Consider the following 17,058-nt stretch of genomic DNA (forward strand, 5'->3'; position numbering starts at 1 on the left):
GAACGAGCGTAACGCCGCCGCCGCCGGCGAACAAGCGTCGCCGGGCGGCGACGGGGCTGCTTTGCTGATTCGGCTCAGGAATTACGACGGTCGCGTGCTTGGGGTACTGCCGGCTCAGCTCTCAGGCGCAGCGTCCTTGAGCGAGTCGGCGTCGCTTTCGCTGCGTCGATACAGACGCCCCATGCTGTCTCCCGCGCGGACCTCTCGGTGTAGCTGCCAGGTGGGGGGCACGGCGGGAACCAGGCCACTTTCGACCTCCACGTAGATCCAGGCCTCATCCGCCAGCCAGCCGGCTTCCAGGGCCTGGCAGCATGGCTCGGCGAGGCCCTGGCGAAAGGGCGGGTCGAGAAACACCAGGTCGAAGGGGCTGGCGGTATCGTCTTTCAGCAGCGCGGCGGCGTCGGTGCGGCGCACCTGGGCGCGATCGATCGCCAGCGTCGCCAGGTTGTCGCTGATCGCCTGGGCCACCTGGGCATCGCGCTCGACGAATAGGGCCTCGCTGGCGCCACGCGACAGCGCCTCCAGGCCCAGGGCACCGGTGCCGGCAAACAGATCGAGCACGCGGACGCGGTAAAGCTCGACCCCGAGCCAGTTGAACAGGGTCTCGCGCACCCGGTCCGGGGTCGGGCGCAGGCCGGGCTTGTCGAGCACCGGCAGCTGACGGCGGCGGTGTTCGCCACCGATGATACGCAGCTTGCCAGGCGGCCGACCGCTCGCGGGACTCTTGCCCGAGCGGGGTTTTCCGGCGCCGCCGCGCGGACGGTTTCTTGAAGGACGTTGTCGACTCATGGGCGGCGATTCTACCCCCATGGCAGGGTGCCGTCATGCCTTCGCCATCGCTTCTGTGGCAGGCTGTGGGCAGCGTCGCGTCGCCGCCTCGGGGCTGTCCTGTGTCCACAGCGAGCGGGCAGGGTGGTAGGATGTGGCGGTTCGTTCACCGGCTGAGGCGTCAGGTCATCCATGTTCGGTATTTTCAAGCGCAAGAAGAAGCACACGGGCGAAGAACCCGCCAAGGACCAGGAAGTCGTCGATCAGTCGTCTGCAGATGAGGCGGAAGGTGCGGCTGACAGGGAGGCTGAACAGCCCCTCGGCGACGAGCTGTCGCAAGGCTCACCGTCGGATGCCGAGCCGCCCCAGCAGGGCCGGGAATCTGGCCCCGAGCCGACCGAGACCGCCGAGGCGGTGGTGCCGGAGCCTGTCGAGCCGGCAGCGCCAGCGCCTGCCGAGCCGTCCACCCCTGCCGAGCAGGCGCCCGTTGAACCTGAGCCCGACAAGCAAGAGCCCGACGAGCACGAGCAAAAGCCTGTCGAGCAGAAGTCTGTCGAGCAGAAGTCCGGCGAGTCGCAAGCCGACCAGGCGCCGTCTGCCAGCCCCCAGCCGGCTGGCGAGCCCGCCGAAGATGAATCGCCGGCCTCGGCGCACAAGTTGGCCGAGGCGGAGGTGCCCGAGCCTGCAAGTCCGCCAGCTCCCGACGCTGGCACCGGCCAGCGCGAGCACGCCGAGGTGATCGAGCCCAGCCGTCCCACCGGCCCGGCCCTGCAGGAAAAGCCCAGAGCGCCGGTGCAGGGTGGCAAGGGTGGCGAGAAGAAGGGCTGGTTTGCGCGCATGCGCGAGGGCCTTGGCAAGACTCGGGCCAACCTGAGCGACGGCCTGGCCGACCTGTTCATGGGTGCCAAGCAGATCGATGACGAGCTGATCGAGGACATCGAGACCCAGCTGCTGATGGCCGACGTCGGTATCGAGGCCACCAGCGAAATCATCGAGGCGCTGACCGATCGCGTCTCGCGCAAGGAGCTGAAGGACCCGGAGGCGCTGTATCGTGCGCTGCAACAGGAGCTGGCCGCCATGCTCGGCGAGGTCAGCCAGCCCTTGAGCCTCGAGACCGCCGACGGTGGGCCTTTCGTCATCCTGGTGGTGGGCGTCAACGGCGTCGGCAAGACTACCACCATCGGCAAGCTGACCCAGCGCTTCCAGCGCGAGGGCAAGAGCGTGATGCTGGCGGCGGGGGACACCTTCCGCGCGGCCGCGGTGGAGCAGCTCAAGGTGTGGGGCGAGCGCAACAGCGTGCCGGTGGTGGCTCAGCACACCGGCGCCGACAGCGCCTCGGTGATCTATGACGCCGTGGCGGCGGCCCGTGCCCGTGGCGTCGACGTCTTGATCGCCGATACCGCCGGTCGCCTGCACAACAAGAGTCACCTGATGGAAGAGCTCAAGAAGGTCCATCGGGTGATGGGCAAGCTCGATGCGCAGGCGCCTCACGAGGTGATGCTGGTGCTCGACGCCGGTACCGGCCAGAACGCCTTGTCCCAGGCGGCCACCTTCAACGAGGCGGTTCCGGTCAGCGGGATCACCCTGACCAAGCTCGACGGTACCGCCAAGGGGGGCGTGATCTTCGCCCTGGCCAAGCAGCTGAAGACGCCGATCCGCTTTATCGGGGTGGGTGAGAGTCTGGATGACCTGCGGCCGTTCAAGGCCGAGGACTTCGTCGACGCCCTGTTCGATCGTCGCCCGAGTGACGCCGACGAATGATCGCCTTCGAGCACGTCGGCAAGCGCTATGGAGGGCGCTTCGAGGCGCTCTCCAATATCGATTTTCGCGTCTCGCGGGGCGAGATGGTGTTTCTCACCGGCCATTCCGGTGCCGGCAAGAGTTCGCTGCTGCGGCTGATCATGCGCCTGGAGCGACCCAGTCGCGGACGGGTGATGGTCGCCGGTCACGATATCGACAAGCTGCATCCCAGCCAGTTGCCGTTCTACCGGCGTCAGATCGGGGTGGTCTTCCAGGACCACCAGCTGCTGTTCGACCGCTCGATCTATCACAATGTGGCGTTGCCGCTGGAGATCCGCGGCCTGGCGCCGCGGGATATCGCGCGGCGGGTCCGCGCGGCACTCGACAAGGTCGGCCTGCTGCACCGCGAAAAGGCGCTTCCCATCGAGCTTTCCGGCGGCGAGCAGCAGCGCGTGGGCATCGCCCGGGCGGTGGTCAACAAGCCCGCCCTGCTGCTGGCCGATGAGCCTACCGGTAACCTCGACCCTCAGTTGTCCGCCGATATCATGGGGCTGTTCGAGGACTTTCATCGAATCGGCACCACGGTGATGATCGCCAGTCATGATCTGGCGTTGATCGCCAGGCTGCGTCACCGCACCCTGCGCCTGAGCGAGGGGCGTTTGGTGGCCGACGAGGAGGCCGCATGAGCGCTCGCCATTCGCGCAAGGGCGCGGCGACGCCCAGGGGCGCCTCGGCCGCCGCACGTACGGGCGGCCGCCAGGAGGCCTCGACGTCACCTCGCGGTGCGCGTCAGCAGACGGTGCGCGCACAGGGGCAGTGGCAAGCCTGGCTGCGCCACCATCGTGCCATGTGTGTGGACAGCCTGCGCCGGCTGGTGCGCCAGCCGGTGGGTAGCCTCTTGACCATGCTCGCCATCGCCATCGCCCTGGTGCTGCCCAGCGCCCTGTGGCTGTCACTGGACAGCGCCAAGCTGGTGGACGCCGAGCTGGACGCCAGCGCCACCCTGACGGCCTACCTCGACAAGGGGGTGAGCGAGTCCGAGACCGGGCGCATCCTGGAAGCGCTGGAGGCTCAGTCGGAGGTCGCCGCCACCGAATTGATCACCGCCGAGCAGGGCATGGCGGAATTCCAGCAATCCCTGGGGCTCGACGATGCCCTGGCGCGGCTCGACGAGAATCCGCTGCCCGCCGCGGTGGTGATCTCGCCGACGACGCCGTCACCGGAGGCCATGGCGGCGCTGTCCGAGCGGCTGTCGGCGATGTCCGGGGTGGCCGAGGTGCGCCTCGACCTGGCCTGGATCGAGCGTTTGCGGCAACTGGCTGAGCTGGGTCGTCGCCTGACCCTGGCGCTGGGGGTGCTGTTTGGTCTGGGCGTGCTGCTGGTGGTGGGCAACACCATCCGCCTGGCGGTGGAGAACCGGCGCAAGGAGATCGAGGTGGTGACCCTGATCGGCGCCACCCATGCCTTTGTACGCCGACCCTTTCTGTACAGCGGCGCCTGGTATGGCCTGGGCGGCGGACTGCTGGCGTGGGGGCTTCTGACCCTGGGCAGCGACTGGCTGGCGGCGCCGGTGGCATCGCTGGCGGCCAGCTACGGCGCGCACTATCAGCTACCGACCTTGGGCCTCGTCGGCTCTACAACATTGCTGACTTGTAGTACACTATTGGGCTGGTTGGGAGCCTGGATCGCCGTCAGCCGCCATCTGGCGGGCATCAAGCCACGCTAGCGGCAACAGGTAATCACCCGTTTCTTGTACGGTTTCGTCGGATGTCTACGACCAAAGGGGAACTTCTTCCTATTTTTATCCTCCAAGGTGCATCCGAAATCTTGTTGGTCTTCGAGGAGACAACCTGCACATGAGCAACAGTCTTCTGCCGGTGGGTCATCTTTCACCGGGGCACGACCTCAACGGCTATATTCAGGCCGTCAATCGCATTCCGCTGCTGACGGTGGATGAAGAGCAGGACCTGGCCCATCGCCTTCAGCAGGAAGGCGATCTGGAAGCCGCCCGCCGTCTGGTCATGTCCCATCTGCGTTTTGTCGTGCACATCGCACGCAGCTATTCCGGCTATGGACTTCCCCAGGCTGACCTGATTCAGGAAGGCAACGTCGGCCTGATGAAGGCCGTCAAGCGTTTCGACCCGACCCAGGGCGTACGCCTGGTGTCTTTCGCGGTGCACTGGATCAAGGCCGAGATCCACGAGTTCGTGCTGCGTAACTGGCGTATCGTCAAGATCGCCACCACCAAGGCCCAGCGCAAGCTGTTCTTCAACCTGCGCGGCGCCAAGAAGCGCCTGGCCTGGTTGAACAGCGACGAGGTCGACGCCATCGCCAAGGACCTGGACGTCAAGCCCGAGGTGGTGCGCGAGATGGAAGGTCGTCTGGCCTCTCATGATGCCGGCTTCGATGCCTCACCGTCCGAGGACGAGGATTCGGCCTATCAGGCACCGGTTCACTATCTGGACGACGCCAGCCAGGACCCGGCGACCCAGCTCGAGGACAGCGACTGGGAGCAGGACGCCACCCGCCGCCTCCAGGGCGCGCTGGCCGAGCTCGACGAGCGCTCGCGGGATATCCTGAGCCAGCGCTGGCTCGCCGAAAACAAGGCGACCCTGCATGAACTGGCCGACGTCTATGGCGTGTCCGCCGAGCGCATTCGTCAGCTCGAGAAGAACGCCATGAAGAAGATCCGCGAACGTCTGGGCGACAGCATGGCGGCCTGACCGCCATCGATTGCGCCAGCCGCTGGCAGGACGAAAACGCCCGAACCTCACGGTTCGGGCGTTTTCAGTTGTGGCTGAGCTTGTACCAGGGCGACTGCCACAAGGGCTGTAGGAGGGTTGCCTGAGCCGCTGTACCAGCCGCTATACCAGCCGCTACACGCCCTGGTACTAGCGCCTAGCCCTGGGCGCTGGCAGCACCCGTCAGGCCGCCAGCGGCGGCTGCGCGGCGGGCAATGTCGCCCAGCGCCTCGTCACCGGCGCTGAGATCGCGAAAGGCGCCCATGGCGCCGAGCAGGGCCGAACTCTCGTAGGGCACGAACACACGCTCTCCCTGCTTGGCCATCTCCGGCAGCATCGAGATATAGGACTGGCCGAGCAGGTAGCCGATGACCGCCCTGGTGCTCTTCTCGCCTTCGCCCATGGCACCCAGTACCAGCTCGATGGAGCGACTTTCGCCCTGGGCGCGCAGAATGGCGGATTCCTTGTCGCCCTGGGCGTTGAGGATCGCCGACTCCTTTTGGCCCTGGGCCTTGGCGATGGCCGCGGCCTTTTCGCCCTCGGCCTCGGTGACGGTGGCTCGACGGCGACGTTCGGCGGACATCTGCAGGTGCATGGCCTCCTTGACCTCCGTCGGCATCTCGATGTCCTGCACCTCGATGCGATTGATCGCCACCCCCCACTTGGAAGCAGGTTCCTCCATCTGTTCCTTGATCTTGGCGTTGACCTCGGCGCGGGACTCGAAGATCTTGTCCAGCTCCATCTGGCCGACCACCGAGCGCAGCGTCGTCTTGGCCAGTACCTCCACCGCCTGACTCATGTTCTCGATCTTGTAGACGGCGTTGGCCGGATCGATGATCTGAAAGTAGATGGCGCCGTCGATGCGCACCGTCACGTTGTCGGTGGTGACCACCGGCTGGGACGGGAAGTCCATGACCGACTCGCGCAGGTCGATGCGGGTCTCCTGACTCAGCACCGGGGTGAATTCCTGGCCCTTGCGCAGGTAGCGCACCATCTTGATCGGTCTTGGCTTGTCGAAGAACGGAACGATGAAGTTGATGCCCTTCTGCAGCGTGCGGTGGTAGGCGCCGAGGCGCTCGATCACCATCACCTCGGACTCCTGAACGATCACCAGTCCCTTGATCACCATGATCACGGCGATGACGACCACCACCAGGGCAATCAATAGCCCCGGATTTATGGCATACGGCAACATGCAGGTACCTCCTTGGTATCGAGAGTGTCGCCCAGGGCGACCGACGGCATCCCGCCGCCGAAAGCCAGCTTAGGCAATGGGCGGGCGAGTGGCGATAGTGTCTGGCGGCCGCTGCCCGAACGAGCGCATGACCGGGATCAAGAACCTTCGCCGGCGGGACGGACCACCGCCTGGGTGCCCTCGAAGCGGACCAGCGTTACCTCGTCACCCGGACGAAGGGCAGGACCACTCGCTGCTTCGTCCGCCAGGCTGGCACGGTAGAGATCACCGTCGAGCTTGATGCAGGGTGCGTCATCGAAGTCGCGGCTGACCAGCACGAAGCGTTGACCGCGGCCTCCACCGCTGCCAGCCACGCCGAAGCCTTTTTTCGCGCCTCGGCCGCGTCGTCTGAGCTGTCGAATCGCCAGCGGCACCAGTACGGCACAGGCGAGCGCCAGGACGATCAGTTGCAGGGTGAAAGTGGCGCCCAGCCAGGCGGCCAGGGCGGTGAGGGCGAGCGCCGCCGCCAGGGCCAGCAGCACGTAGGAGCCGGTCAGCAGCTCGACCAGCAGGGCCGCGAGTCCGGCCAGTAGCCACCACAGCGCGGGAGATAGAAAATCCATGAGGGGCCTCTTGGAAGCAGCGAAATGACGTCCTGTCCTGTCCGATTCTGCGCCGCCTGCCGTGGCCCGGCAAGCCGGTGAGGCCCGCAGACGACAGCGCCACCGCGATTGCGGTGGCGCTTGGCTGAATGTGAGGAGGCCCGAAAGGCTGTCGTGTTACGGGGCTTACCAGTACCCCAGCACCTTCCACCGTAGAGAGTCTGCGACACCGACCCAGACGGTCAGGTTGACCAGGCTCCTGCCCTGATCAAGAGCGGACCCGCCTTCCGGGCGTCTTACCAGTACCCCAGCACCTTCCACCGTAGAGAGTCTGCGACACCGACCCAGACGGTCAGATTGACCAGGCTCCTGCTCTGATCAAGAGCGGACCCGCCTTCCGGGCGTCTTACCAGTACCCCAGCACCTTCCACCATAGGCTGCCGACACCGACCCAGACGGTCAGGTTGACCAGGCTCATCACCAGTCCGGCCTTCCACCAGGTGCCGAGTTCCACATAGCCGGAGCCGAAGATGATCGGGGCGGTGCCGGTGGCGTAGTGGGTCAGCGACATCATCAGCGAGGAGGCGCCGGCCAGCAGCAGGGCGATGTACAGGGTAGGGATGCCGAGGGCGATACCGGCGGCCAGGAAGGCGGCGTACATGGCGGTGATATGGGCGGTGGTGCTGGCGAAGAAGTAGTGCGCGTAGAAGTAGACACCGGTCAGCGCCAGGGCCATGCCGAACCAGCCCATATTGAAGCTGCTGATGCCCTCCTCGATGACCCCGGAGAACCAGCCGATCAGTCCGAGCTTGCCCAGGAAGCTTGCCATCATTACCAGAGCGGCGAACCACACGATGGTGTCCCAGGCGGACTTCTCGCCGAGAATGTCATCCCAGGTCAGCACATTGGTGACCAGCAGGATGGACAGTCCCAGCAGCGCCACCGCGGTGGAGTTTACCTTGAACTCGGGGCCGAACAGCATCGCCGGGATACCGGCCCACAGGATCAACAGCAGGCCGAACACGCCGATCATGATCTTCTCGGCGCGGTCGAGCGGGCCCATGGCGGTGAGCTGCTCGCGGGCGAAGGAGGTGGCGTCCGGGGTGCGCTTGAGCTCCGGCGGATACAGCACGTACAGCACCGCCGGCATCAAGGCGATGGCGACCAGGCCGGGCAACAGCGCGGCCAGCGCCCACTGGGTCCAGGTGATCGAGATGGCGGAGTCGGTGGCCTTGGCGATCAGGTCGACGATCAAGGGGTTGGGGGCCGTTGCGGTGATGAACATGGCCGAGGTGATGGGGTTGGCGTGATAGTTCACCAGCGCCAGGTACTCGCCGATCTTCTTGCTGGTGCCGGACTCGGGGGAGGAGCCGAAACTGTCGGCGATGGAGCGCATGATCGGGTGCATGATGCCGCCACCCCGGGCGGTGTTGCTGGGGGTGATCGGGGCGATGGTCAGCTCCGCCAGGGACAGGGCGTAGCCGATGCCGAGGGTGCGTTTGCCGAAGGCGGCGATAAAGGCGTAGCCGATGCGGTTGCCCAGCCCCGTCTTCGACAGCCCGCGGGAGATCATGATGGCCAGGCCGATCAGCCAGATCAGCGGGTTGGAAAAGCCCGAGAGGGCGTCGGAGACCGCGCCCTTGGAGCTTTCAGGGTTGGTGACGCCGGTCAGCGCGACCACGGTGATGGCAATGATCGCCAGGGCGCCGATGCGCATGGTCTTGCCGATGATGGCGGCGATGGTGGCGACGAAGATCGCCAGCAGGTGCCAGGCCTCGGGATTGACGCCGTCAGGTACGGGGATTACGAACCAGAGCGCCAGCCCCAGGGTCACCGAGACCAGGGCGGGAAGCGGTTTGAATGCGAGCATAAGCGAGCTCCTTTGGGGAAGATCGAGTGATCACCTCTCCGCAGAGAGAATCCGAAGGTGTTGTGCTCATTTACGCATAGACGAAGCGACGTCCGAATGACGGACATCAAGCAGAAGTACGACTTTCGTCGAAATGGTCATGTCGAGTGCAACTTGCGTTGAGGAGGTCGCAGCGCCAAGGCAGGAGATAACGGTGCAGGAGTTGGGTGAGGGCTGCAGCCGACGCCATGCCGGGAACTGCCCGGCATGGCGCGAGAGGAGGTGAACGGTCCCTAGTCGGGCTTGATCGCGGAGCGGCCGCTGCCCAGGAACATCATCGCCAGGGCGCCGAACAGGAACATGCCCTGCAGCTCCAGCGCCCAGCCGCCGCTACTGGTCAGGCTGAACAGCTCACCCATATGCGCCAGATAGATGGCCACCACCATGTTGCCGGCGATCAGCAGACCGGCGATGCGCGTGTTCCAGCCGAGGATTGCCATGACAGGTGCGACGACTTCGCCCAGCAGAACGCCATAGGCCAGCACCGTGGGCAGGCCATGGGAGGCCAGGGTTTCACCGATCCAGGACAGGCTGCCGGGGTTGATCAGCTTGCTGACGCCGTGCAGCAGGATCATCACGCCAAGGGCCAGGCGCAGGATCAGCTTTCCCAGGTCGTCGTTGTCGAGGGCGTTGAGCATGGTGACTTCCTTTTCACTAGGGGCTTTTGACTCGAGAGCCTTTCACTACTGGCGTTGGGCATAATACAGGCGCGCCGAGTTGTCCGAGGCTTCGCTGCACGACCGCGACGACTTCGGGGAGGAGCCTTCGGTCGCAATACCAGAATGACCGAAACGGTCGGACCACGCAGGCAATTCTGGCATATTAGGCATTATCCAGATGACTCAGCTGCAAGGAAGATAGCATGGTTCCGTCACGACTTCGCCGCACCGCCGCTTTCGCTCTTTTCACCCTGGCGCTCAGTGCCTGCTCCAGCCAGCCCGGGCCCACGGCGGGTGGGGGCGACACGGCGGCCCCGGGCAGCGTCTCGAGCCCGCTGGTCGGCAAGCGCTGGAACCTGTTGCTGGTGGGCACCAGCGATCGCCTGTCGATGCCGCAGAAGCCGTACTTCGAGGTGGCTTCCGATGGCAGTGTCAGCGGTAGCGACGGCTGCAATCGCTTCACCGGCACGGTGAGCTTCGGTGACAGCCAGCGTATCGACTTCAGCGAACTGACCGCGACTCGCATGGCCTGTGCCAATCCCCAGGGGGCCCAGCAGGTCCGCGAGATGCTCGACAACGCCTATCGCTACCTGATCGACCATGACCGACTGGTGTTCTTCGGCCCCAACTCGCTGGTGCTGGGCGGTTTTCGCGACGCCAGCTGACCGGGCCAGTGTTCATCGGGGCGATCAGCGACTCCGGTTGTCTCTCGTGTGTGCGGTACTCGAGATGTCGGCTGCAGCGCGGCTTGCATGATGCAGGCAGGATCGCAGGCTGTGCTTTCGCTGCCTGAAGTGATCAAGCCACCGGGGGTGGAAGGCCACCACGCGGACCGGAACGCTGGCCAATCCCAGCAATTGCACGATGGCCAGACGGTGTGAGCCGCCGTAGCCGAGCACGACCTCGCCATCCCGGGTAATCAATACCTGCATTTCGTCATCGGGGTCGTGACTGTCGTCGGGGTGTTGGCGAGCCAGTTCTTGCTGGGTCTTGTAGCCGTGTCGGCGAATGCCGTGGTAGGCACGAGACAGCGTCTCGAAGTAGCGAGCGATATCCTCCTCGCTGCGACACCAGTAGGCGCCTTGCTGTGCCGGGTCGGTGCACTCGCCGGAACGATAGCGAACCACCGCTTGATGCATCTGGGCGTACTGGGCGGTCTCGCGGAAGTGCCTGTCGTGGGCGAAGATGTCCTCGACTGCAGCGGTCTCGTTCAGGCGTGCCTGGCAAAGTGGTGCAACATGGCTGAGGTCCCAGTCGCCTTCACTGATCAACTCACGGCTCAAGCCAGAGCGCGTGACGCAGCGCGCGATGCGCCTTGGGTCGATGTCGACCAGCGGCAGGTCATTGGCATTCAGCCAGCGACGTTGAAGGTCGACACGGCCACACAGCTCGGCCAGGTACAGCAGGGCACGCCGTGTTCGGCGACGAAGGCGTGGCAGGGCGGCGAGCCCGGCAGTGCCAGGGAACGCCAGGGGGGAAAGGCCCGAGTGCGTCATGTTGTACATGTCTATTGTTGTTGTATGCGTTGGTATGGCCGTTGTTCGGTCTGCTGTCGTATCTGCGGCCGAATCGGCGATTGGCCTGAAGGAGCGGCTGTGCTGACAGCTTCACTGTGCCGCAAAAGGCTTTAATAGAAGAAACTGAATTTTGTAGTAATACCGTCATCTTTGTGTCGTACCCGATCAGGCTGAGGCGACGCAGACGGTTGCCTGAGGCGAGGGGCAGGCACGAACCAATAGCGACGTTCCGCCAGGGGGGGGGATGGCCTTTAGCAACGAAGAGAGAGCGGCATTGCTGGCGCTTCACGGGGTAGGGCCGACCGTCATCAGCCGCTTTGAACAGCTTGGTATCGACTCTTTCGAGCGTCTGGCGACGTTCGAGGCCCGGGAGATTGCCGAGCAGGTGGCATCGATGCTCAACACCAGCTGCTGGAAGAATTCGCCACGCGCCCTGGCGGCGGTGGAGGCGGCCATCGTGCGTGCCAGGCAAGGACTACAGGAATAGGGGGCCGCCTTATGGCATTCAATGATCTGGAGAGAAAGCGAGTGGAGAAGGCGGCAGGGGCTTTTGTCGAGAAGCATCGTCCACCGCCTCAATTGAGATCAAAGCTTGATCTCGCCTTTCGTATCGATGGGCAGAGTCTGGAGATCTTCGAAGTCAGTCCTCGCTATGACAAACCTGACGAGAAACTGGAGATACCCGTCGCCAAGGCGAAGTACGTGCGTAGTCAGGATGTCTGGAAGGTCTACTGGCAGCGAGCGGACCTGAAGTGGCACGGTTATACGCCCTGTCCCCAGGTGGGGACGGTGGAAGCCTTTCTCGAACTGGTGGGTCGCGATGAGATGGCCTGTTTCTTCGGGTAGCCAAGCGTGCTGGGAGCCGACGGATTCTCTGCTGCTATCACGTCTGAATAAAGTCGACCCCGCCAGTGGGGGGGTCGACTCGGCTGGTGCTCAGGCCGGTTGAGCCGGTTTAGGCCCAGACTACAGGGCCGCGATCTTGTCGCGCTGTTCGACCAGCACCCGGCGGGCGGCCTGGTACTCCTCGAGCTTGCCGCGCTCCTTGTCGATGACGGCGGCCGGGGCCTTGGCCACGAAGCCTTCGTTGGCGAGCTTCTTCTCGACGCCGCCGATCAACTTGTCCTGCTTGTCGATCTCCTTGCCCAGGCGGGCGAGCTCGGCGTCCTTGTCGATCAGGTCCGCCATCGGCACCAGTACTTCCATGTCGCCGACCAGCTGGGTGGCAGACAGCGGCGCCGTGCTGGCGTCATCGAGCCACTCGATGGACGACAGCTTGGCCAGCTTGGACAGGAACAGGCGGTTGGCGCTCAGGCGCGCCTGGTCGGCCTCGCTGCCCTTGGTCAGCAGGGCGTCGAGCGGCTTGCCCGGGGCGATGTTCATCTCGGCGCGGATATTGCGCACCGCCACGATCACCCCCTTGAGCCATTCGATGTCGCGGATCGCGTCCTGGTCGATCAACGCCTCATCCGCCAGCGGCCAGGCCTTGGCCATCAGCGAGTCGTTGTCGCCTTCCAGGGTGCCGGCGAGCGGCGCCACGCGCTGCCAGATCTCCTCGGAGATGTACGGCATCATCGGATGGGCCAGGCGCAGGATGGCTTCCAGCACCCGCACCAGGGTGCGCCGGGTGCCGCGCTTGGCGGCCTCGCTGGCGCCTTCGTCCCACAGTACCGGCTTGGACAGCTCCAGATACCAGTCGCAGTACTCGTTCCAGACGAAGTCGTAAAGCGCCTGGGAGGCGTGGTCGAAGCGGAACTCCTCTATCGCACGAGTGACCTGATCCACCGTCTGCTGCAGGCGGGCCTCGATCCAGCGGTCGGCCAGCGACAGCTCGACCTCGCCGCCTTCGCGGCCGCAGTCCTCGTTCTCGGCGTTCATCAAGACGTAGCGAGAGGCGTTCCACAGCTTGTTGCAGAAGTTGCGGTAGCCGTCCAGCCGGCCCATGTCGAACTTGATGTCGCGACCGGTGGTGGCCTGGGACAGGAAGGTGTAGCGCAGGGCGTCGGTGCCGTGGGCCTCGATGCCGTCGGGGAACTCCGAACGGGTCGCCTTGGCGATGGCCTTGGCCTTCTGCGGCTGCATCATGTTGCCGGTGCGCTTGTCGACCAGCGCCTCCAGATCGATGCCGTCGATCAGGTCGATGGGGTCGAGTACGTTGCCCTTGGACTTGGACATCTTCTGGCCCTGGCCGTCACGCACCAGGCCGTGGACGTAGACCGTCTTGAACGGCACCTCGTCGGTGAACTTGAGGGTCAGCATGATCATCCGCGCGACCCAGAAGAAGATGATGTCAAAGCCGGTCACCAGCACGCTGCTGGGATGGAAGGTCTTGAGCTCTTCGGTCTGCTCGGGCCAGCCGAGGGTGCCGAAGGTCCACAGCCCGGAGCTGAACCAGGTGTCGAGTACGTCCTCGTCCTGGGTCAGGGCGACGTCGCCTGCGATGCCGTGCTTTTCGCGGGCCTCGGCTTCGGTGCGCGCCACATAGACGTTGCCCTCCTGGTCATACCAGGCAGGGATACGGTGGCCCCACCACAGCTGGCGCGAGATGCACCAGTCCTGCAGATCACGCATCCACGAGAAGTACATGTTCTCGTAGTTTTTGGGCACGAACTGGATGTCGCCGTTTTCCACCGCCTCGATGGCCGGCTTGGCCAGTGTTTCCACCGCCACGAACCATTGATCGGTCAGCAGCGGCTCGATCACGTCACCGGAACGATCGCCGTAGGGCAGGGTGTTGTTGACCGTTTCGGTCTTCTCGAGCAGGCCCTTGGCCTCCATGTCGGCGACGATGGCCTTGCGAGCGGCAAAGCGGTCGAGGCCGGCGTATGCCGCAGGCAGGCTAGTGTCGATGTCGGTCAGCGGACGGCCCTGGATGTCGAAGGCCTCGGCGGCTTCGAGGATATGGGCGGTCTTCGAGAAGACATTGATCAGCGGAAGACCAGCGCGCTTGCCGACTTCATAGTCGTTGAAGTCGTGGGCCGGGGTGATCTTCACGCAGCCCGAGCCCTTGTCCATGTCGGCGTGCTCATCGGCGACGATGGGGATGCGACGGCCGACCAGCGGCAGCTCGACGAACTTGCCGACCAGCGAGGCGTAGCGCTCGTCGTCGGGATTGACCGCCACGGCGCTGTCGCCGAGCAGGGTCTCGGGGCGGGTGGTGGCGACCACCAGATGGTCGAGGCCGGCGTCGGTGGTGACACCGTCGGCCAGCGGATAGCGGAAGTGCCAGAACTGACCCTGCTGGTCGCGATTCTCGACCTCGAGATCGGAGATGGCGGTGTTCAGCGTCGGGTCCCAGTTGACCAGGCGCTTGCCGCGATACACCAGATCCTCTTCATACAGGCGGACGAAGACCTCCTGCACCGCCTTGTAGAAGCCCTCATCCATGGTGAAGCGCTCGCGGCTCCAGTCGAGGCTTGCGCCCATTCGACGGAGCTGGCGGGTGATATGGCCGCCGGACTCATGCTTCCATTCCCACACCTTGTCGATGAAGGCCTCGCGCCCCAGGTCGTGGCGCGTCTTGCCTTCCTCGGCGGCGACCTTGCGCTCCACCAGCATCTGGGTGGCGATGCCGGCGTGGTCGGTGCCCACCTGCCACAGAGTGTTGCGACCCTGCATCCGCCGCCAGCGGATCAGGGTGTCCATGATGGTGTCCTGGAAGGCGTGACCCATGTGCAGGCTGCCGGTGACGTTGGGTGGCGGAATCATGATGGCGAAGGGGTCGCCCTTGCCCGAGGGCGCGAACCGTCCGTCTTTTTCCCAGCGCTCGTACCAGCGGGCTTCGATGCTTTCGGGTTGGTAGGTCTTGTCCATGGGGTACTCTTGCTAGCGGAGCCCGGGGCATGCCAGGCACGAGACAGAGGCTCGCGCATGGCGCTGGGCTTGGAGTTCGACAGCCGGCGCTCGGGCTCGCAAGCTTCCCGCCGAAGAGCGGTTGCGCGAGTGAGGCCTGCGAAAAATGGGCTCGATTATACCCTGATCCGACGCGGGGCGTCAGGGGCTGACGGGATGACCGGCAGTGTCCAGAGGATTTGGTGACAGGAGCCTACCCCTGACCCTTGAGGTGGTGCGGTGTGACCGGGTAGCCGCGCTGCTTGTAGGTCTTCCAGCACTCGCGCTTGACCGTCAGTACGTCCTGGTGCTGGTTGATGATCTCGGCCACCCGCTCGAAGCGAGAAAACCACTCGGGGATTTCCGGCGACAGGTTGAGCATCGCCTGGGGCGGCGGGTCGAGGCTTTGCGGCGGCCCCTGCCAGCCGATGGTGACGGGTACCGGCCTTGCGTTCTCGATACCGGCCTCGTGCGACCCGCCGCCGGGCTCTTGCATACCGGCCCCGCCCCCGGCCGCTCTTGCATCGGCCCCGCCCCCAGCCGCTCTTGCATCGGCCCCGCCCCCGGCCTCGAGCGCATGGGGGACGAAGGCGTCGGGACGAAAGTCCCACAGACGCTGGTCGAGCTCCCGGGCCATGGCTTCGTCTTCGGCGTACAGGTAGAGCCGGTAGCCCTTGCGGGCGATGGTCTCGGTCAGCCGACAGGCGAAGGCGAGGCGGGCCTCGAGGGTGGTGTCCGGCAGGATGTAGAAGTCGATCTTGGTCATGCGCTCTGACTTGATGGCTGAACGAAGGCCGCCCGGGGGCGGCCTTTTGGTAGGGAAAGCGCCGGATCAGGCAAGACGGGTCAGCCAGCCATGGGTGTCTTCGACACGGCCGTACTGGATGTCGAGCAGACGCTTGCGCAGTCGGCTGGCCACCTCGTTGCCCTCGGGGTGCTCGATCACGCCGTCCTCGCTGACCAGTCGCCCGATGGGGGTGATGACCGCGGCGGTACCGCAGGCAAAGACCTCGGTGATTTCGCCGGAGGCCACGCCATCGCGCCACTCGTCGATGCTGATGGGGCGCTCTTCCGGGGTCAGGCCTTCATCCTTGGCCAATTCGAGCATGGAATCCCGGGTCACCCCCTCGAGGATGGTGCCGGTCAGGCGCGGGGTGACCAGGCGGCCGTCGCGGGTGACGAAGAACAGGTTCATGCCGCCGAGTTCCTCGATCCAGGTGTTTTCCACGGCGTCGAGGAAGGCCACCTGGTCGCAGCCGTGGTCGGCGGCTTCCTTCTGGGCCAGCAGCGAGGCGGCGTAGTTGCCGCCGCACTTGGCGTAGCCGGTGCCGCCGGGGGCGGCGCGGTTGTAGTTCGACGACAGCCAGATCGATACCGGCTTGACCCCACCCTTGAAGTAGGCCGCCACCGGCGAAGCGATGACGTAGAAGTCCACCTCCTTGGACGGGCGCACGCCAAGGAAGGCCTCGGAGGCGATCATGAAGGGTCGCAGGTAGAGGCTGGATTCCTCGGCTGCGCTTGCCGGCGTCGGCACCCAGTCGATGTCCTGGGCGACCAGCGCCTTGACCGCGCCGATGAAGTCCTCGTCGGACAGTTCCGGCAGGGCCAGGCGACGGGCGCTGGCGCGAAAGCGCGCGGCGTTCTTTTCCGGACGGAAGGTCCAGACGCTGCCGTCGGCGTGGCGGTAGGCCTTCATGCCCTCGAAGATTTCCTGGGCGTAGTGCAGCACCGAGGCGGCCGGGTCCAGTGACAGCGGGCCGTAGGGACGTACCTGATGGCCGTGGAAGCCGGCGTCCTCGGTCCAGCGGATGTGGGCCATGTGGTCGGTGAAGTGACGACCGAAGCCCGGGTTCTCGAGAATGGTGTTACGGATGCTCGCGTCGGTGGCGTTGGCGTTGGGCTCGAGCGAGAAGCCTTGGATGGACACGGGTCGTTCTCCAGAATCGTATCGCGCCGCAAGGGCTCTGCGGCGACAGCGGATCGAGGTCGAGTCAGGGGGCTCGACCGGGATGGGGTGGGCAGGCATCGCGCCTGCCGATGGAATCAGAATGACACAGGCTCGCCCTTTCGGGAAAGCCTGTGGGTCGGGAAAGCCTGTAGGACGGGGAAGCCCGCCG

At 65.1% G+C, this 17,058-nt stretch carries 16 protein-coding genes; 7 read left to right on the plus strand and 9 right to left on the minus strand.

Features of this window, described 5'->3' with window-relative positions; translation table 11 throughout:
• Positions 1 to 114: 114 nt before the first annotated feature.
• The gene (gene rsmD, locus NFG58_RS02710; protein ID WP_348827554.1) at positions 115 to 789 is read right to left on the minus strand and encodes a 16S rRNA (guanine(966)-N(2))-methyltransferase RsmD; all 675 of its coding nucleotides are present in this window, start codon (positions 787 to 789) and stop codon (positions 115 to 117) included.
• Between the two features lie 171 nt (positions 790 to 960).
• Between rsmD and ftsY the strand changes: the two genes are divergently transcribed.
• The 4 genes from ftsY to rpoH all read left to right on the plus strand — a co-directional run bounded on the left by ftsY (position 961) and on the right by rpoH (position 5,231).
• Complete coding sequence (gene ftsY / locus NFG58_RS02715) at positions 961 to 2,529, plus strand: signal recognition particle-docking protein FtsY (protein ID WP_348827555.1); 1,569 nt, start codon at positions 961 to 963, stop codon at positions 2,527 to 2,529.
• Positions 2,526 to 3,194, plus strand: a complete 669-nt coding sequence (ftsE, locus tag NFG58_RS02720; RefSeq protein ID WP_045991304.1) for a cell division ATP-binding protein FtsE — start codon at positions 2,526 to 2,528, stop codon at positions 3,192 to 3,194. The genes ftsY and ftsE overlap by 4 nt, the downstream gene beginning before the upstream one ends.
• Positions 3,191 to 4,234 (plus strand): permease-like cell division protein FtsX, encoded by a 1,044-nt coding sequence (gene ftsX / locus NFG58_RS02725; protein WP_045991303.1) that lies wholly within the window; start codon positions 3,191 to 3,193, stop codon positions 4,232 to 4,234. Before ftsE ends, ftsX begins: the two co-directional genes overlap by 4 nt.
• Positions 4,235 to 4,364: 130 nt before the next feature.
• A complete protein-coding gene (gene rpoH / locus NFG58_RS02730; protein ID WP_045991302.1) occupies positions 4,365 to 5,231 on the plus strand; it encodes an RNA polymerase sigma factor RpoH in 867 nt (288 codons plus the stop codon).
• Between the two features lie 175 nt (positions 5,232 to 5,406).
• On the opposite strand, the gene NFG58_RS02735 is transcribed toward rpoH, so the two are convergent.
• From NFG58_RS02735 to NFG58_RS02750, 4 genes are all read right to left on the minus strand, one after another.
• Positions 5,407 to 6,441 (minus strand): SPFH domain-containing protein, encoded by a 1,035-nt coding sequence (locus tag NFG58_RS02735; protein WP_108131605.1) that lies wholly within the window; start codon positions 6,439 to 6,441, stop codon positions 5,407 to 5,409.
• A 140-nt stretch (positions 6,442 to 6,581) separates the two neighbouring features.
• On the minus strand, positions 6,582 to 7,046 hold the full coding sequence (locus NFG58_RS02740; protein ID WP_348827556.1) for an NfeD family protein: 465 nt from the start codon (positions 7,044 to 7,046) through the stop codon (positions 6,582 to 6,584).
• A 385-nt stretch (positions 7,047 to 7,431) separates the two neighbouring features.
• On the minus strand, positions 7,432 to 8,895 hold the full coding sequence (locus NFG58_RS02745; protein ID WP_213230498.1) for a DASS family sodium-coupled anion symporter: 1,464 nt from the start codon (positions 8,893 to 8,895) through the stop codon (positions 7,432 to 7,434).
• A gap of 272 nt (positions 8,896 to 9,167) precedes the next feature.
• On the minus strand, positions 9,168 to 9,572 hold the full coding sequence (locus tag NFG58_RS02750; RefSeq protein WP_213230496.1) for a DoxX family protein: 405 nt from the start codon (positions 9,570 to 9,572) through the stop codon (positions 9,168 to 9,170).
• A 224-nt stretch (positions 9,573 to 9,796) separates the two neighbouring features.
• On the opposite strand from NFG58_RS02750, the gene NFG58_RS02755 reads away from it, so the two are divergent.
• On the plus strand, positions 9,797 to 10,258 hold the full coding sequence (locus tag NFG58_RS02755) for an META domain-containing protein (protein WP_213230495.1): 462 nt from the start codon (positions 9,797 to 9,799) through the stop codon (positions 10,256 to 10,258).
• Between the two features lie 24 nt (positions 10,259 to 10,282).
• Here NFG58_RS02755 and NFG58_RS02760 read toward each other — a convergent pair whose 3' ends face one another.
• Entirely contained in the window at positions 10,283 to 11,098 is an 816-nt protein-coding gene (locus NFG58_RS02760; RefSeq protein WP_348827557.1) for a hypothetical protein, read from the minus strand.
• Between the two features lie 256 nt (positions 11,099 to 11,354).
• On the opposite strand from NFG58_RS02760, the gene NFG58_RS02765 reads away from it, so the two are divergent.
• Complete coding sequence (locus tag NFG58_RS02765) at positions 11,355 to 11,597, plus strand: helix-hairpin-helix domain-containing protein (protein ID WP_348827558.1); 243 nt, start codon at positions 11,355 to 11,357, stop codon at positions 11,595 to 11,597.
• 11 nt (positions 11,598 to 11,608) lie between these two features.
• Complete coding sequence (locus tag NFG58_RS02770; protein WP_348827559.1) at positions 11,609 to 11,956, plus strand: DUF3024 domain-containing protein; 348 nt, start codon at positions 11,609 to 11,611, stop codon at positions 11,954 to 11,956.
• Between the two features lie 120 nt (positions 11,957 to 12,076).
• Here the strand turns inward: NFG58_RS02770 and NFG58_RS02775 are convergent, their stop codons facing one another.
• The 3 genes from NFG58_RS02775 to NFG58_RS02785 all read right to left on the minus strand — a co-directional run bounded on the left by NFG58_RS02775 (position 12,077) and on the right by NFG58_RS02785 (position 16,868).
• Positions 12,077 to 14,923: a valine--tRNA ligase gene (locus NFG58_RS02775; RefSeq protein WP_348827560.1), complete on the minus strand. Its 2,847-nt coding sequence runs from the start codon at positions 14,921 to 14,923 to the stop codon at positions 12,077 to 12,079.
• Positions 14,924 to 15,155: 232 nt separating this feature from the next.
• Positions 15,156 to 15,707: a DNA polymerase III subunit chi gene (locus NFG58_RS02780; RefSeq protein ID WP_348827561.1), complete on the minus strand. Its 552-nt coding sequence runs from the start codon at positions 15,705 to 15,707 to the stop codon at positions 15,156 to 15,158.
• A gap of 66 nt (positions 15,708 to 15,773) precedes the next feature.
• Positions 15,774 to 16,868, minus strand: a complete 1,095-nt coding sequence (locus tag NFG58_RS02785; protein WP_045994721.1) for a branched-chain amino acid aminotransferase — start codon at positions 16,866 to 16,868, stop codon at positions 15,774 to 15,776.
• Positions 16,869 to 17,058: the final 190 nt, after the last annotated feature.

This window comes from Halomonas sp. RT37 (assembly GCF_040070525.1).
In the GTDB taxonomy this organism is placed as follows: Bacteria; Pseudomonadota; Gammaproteobacteria; order Pseudomonadales; family Halomonadaceae; genus Halomonas; species Halomonas litopenaei.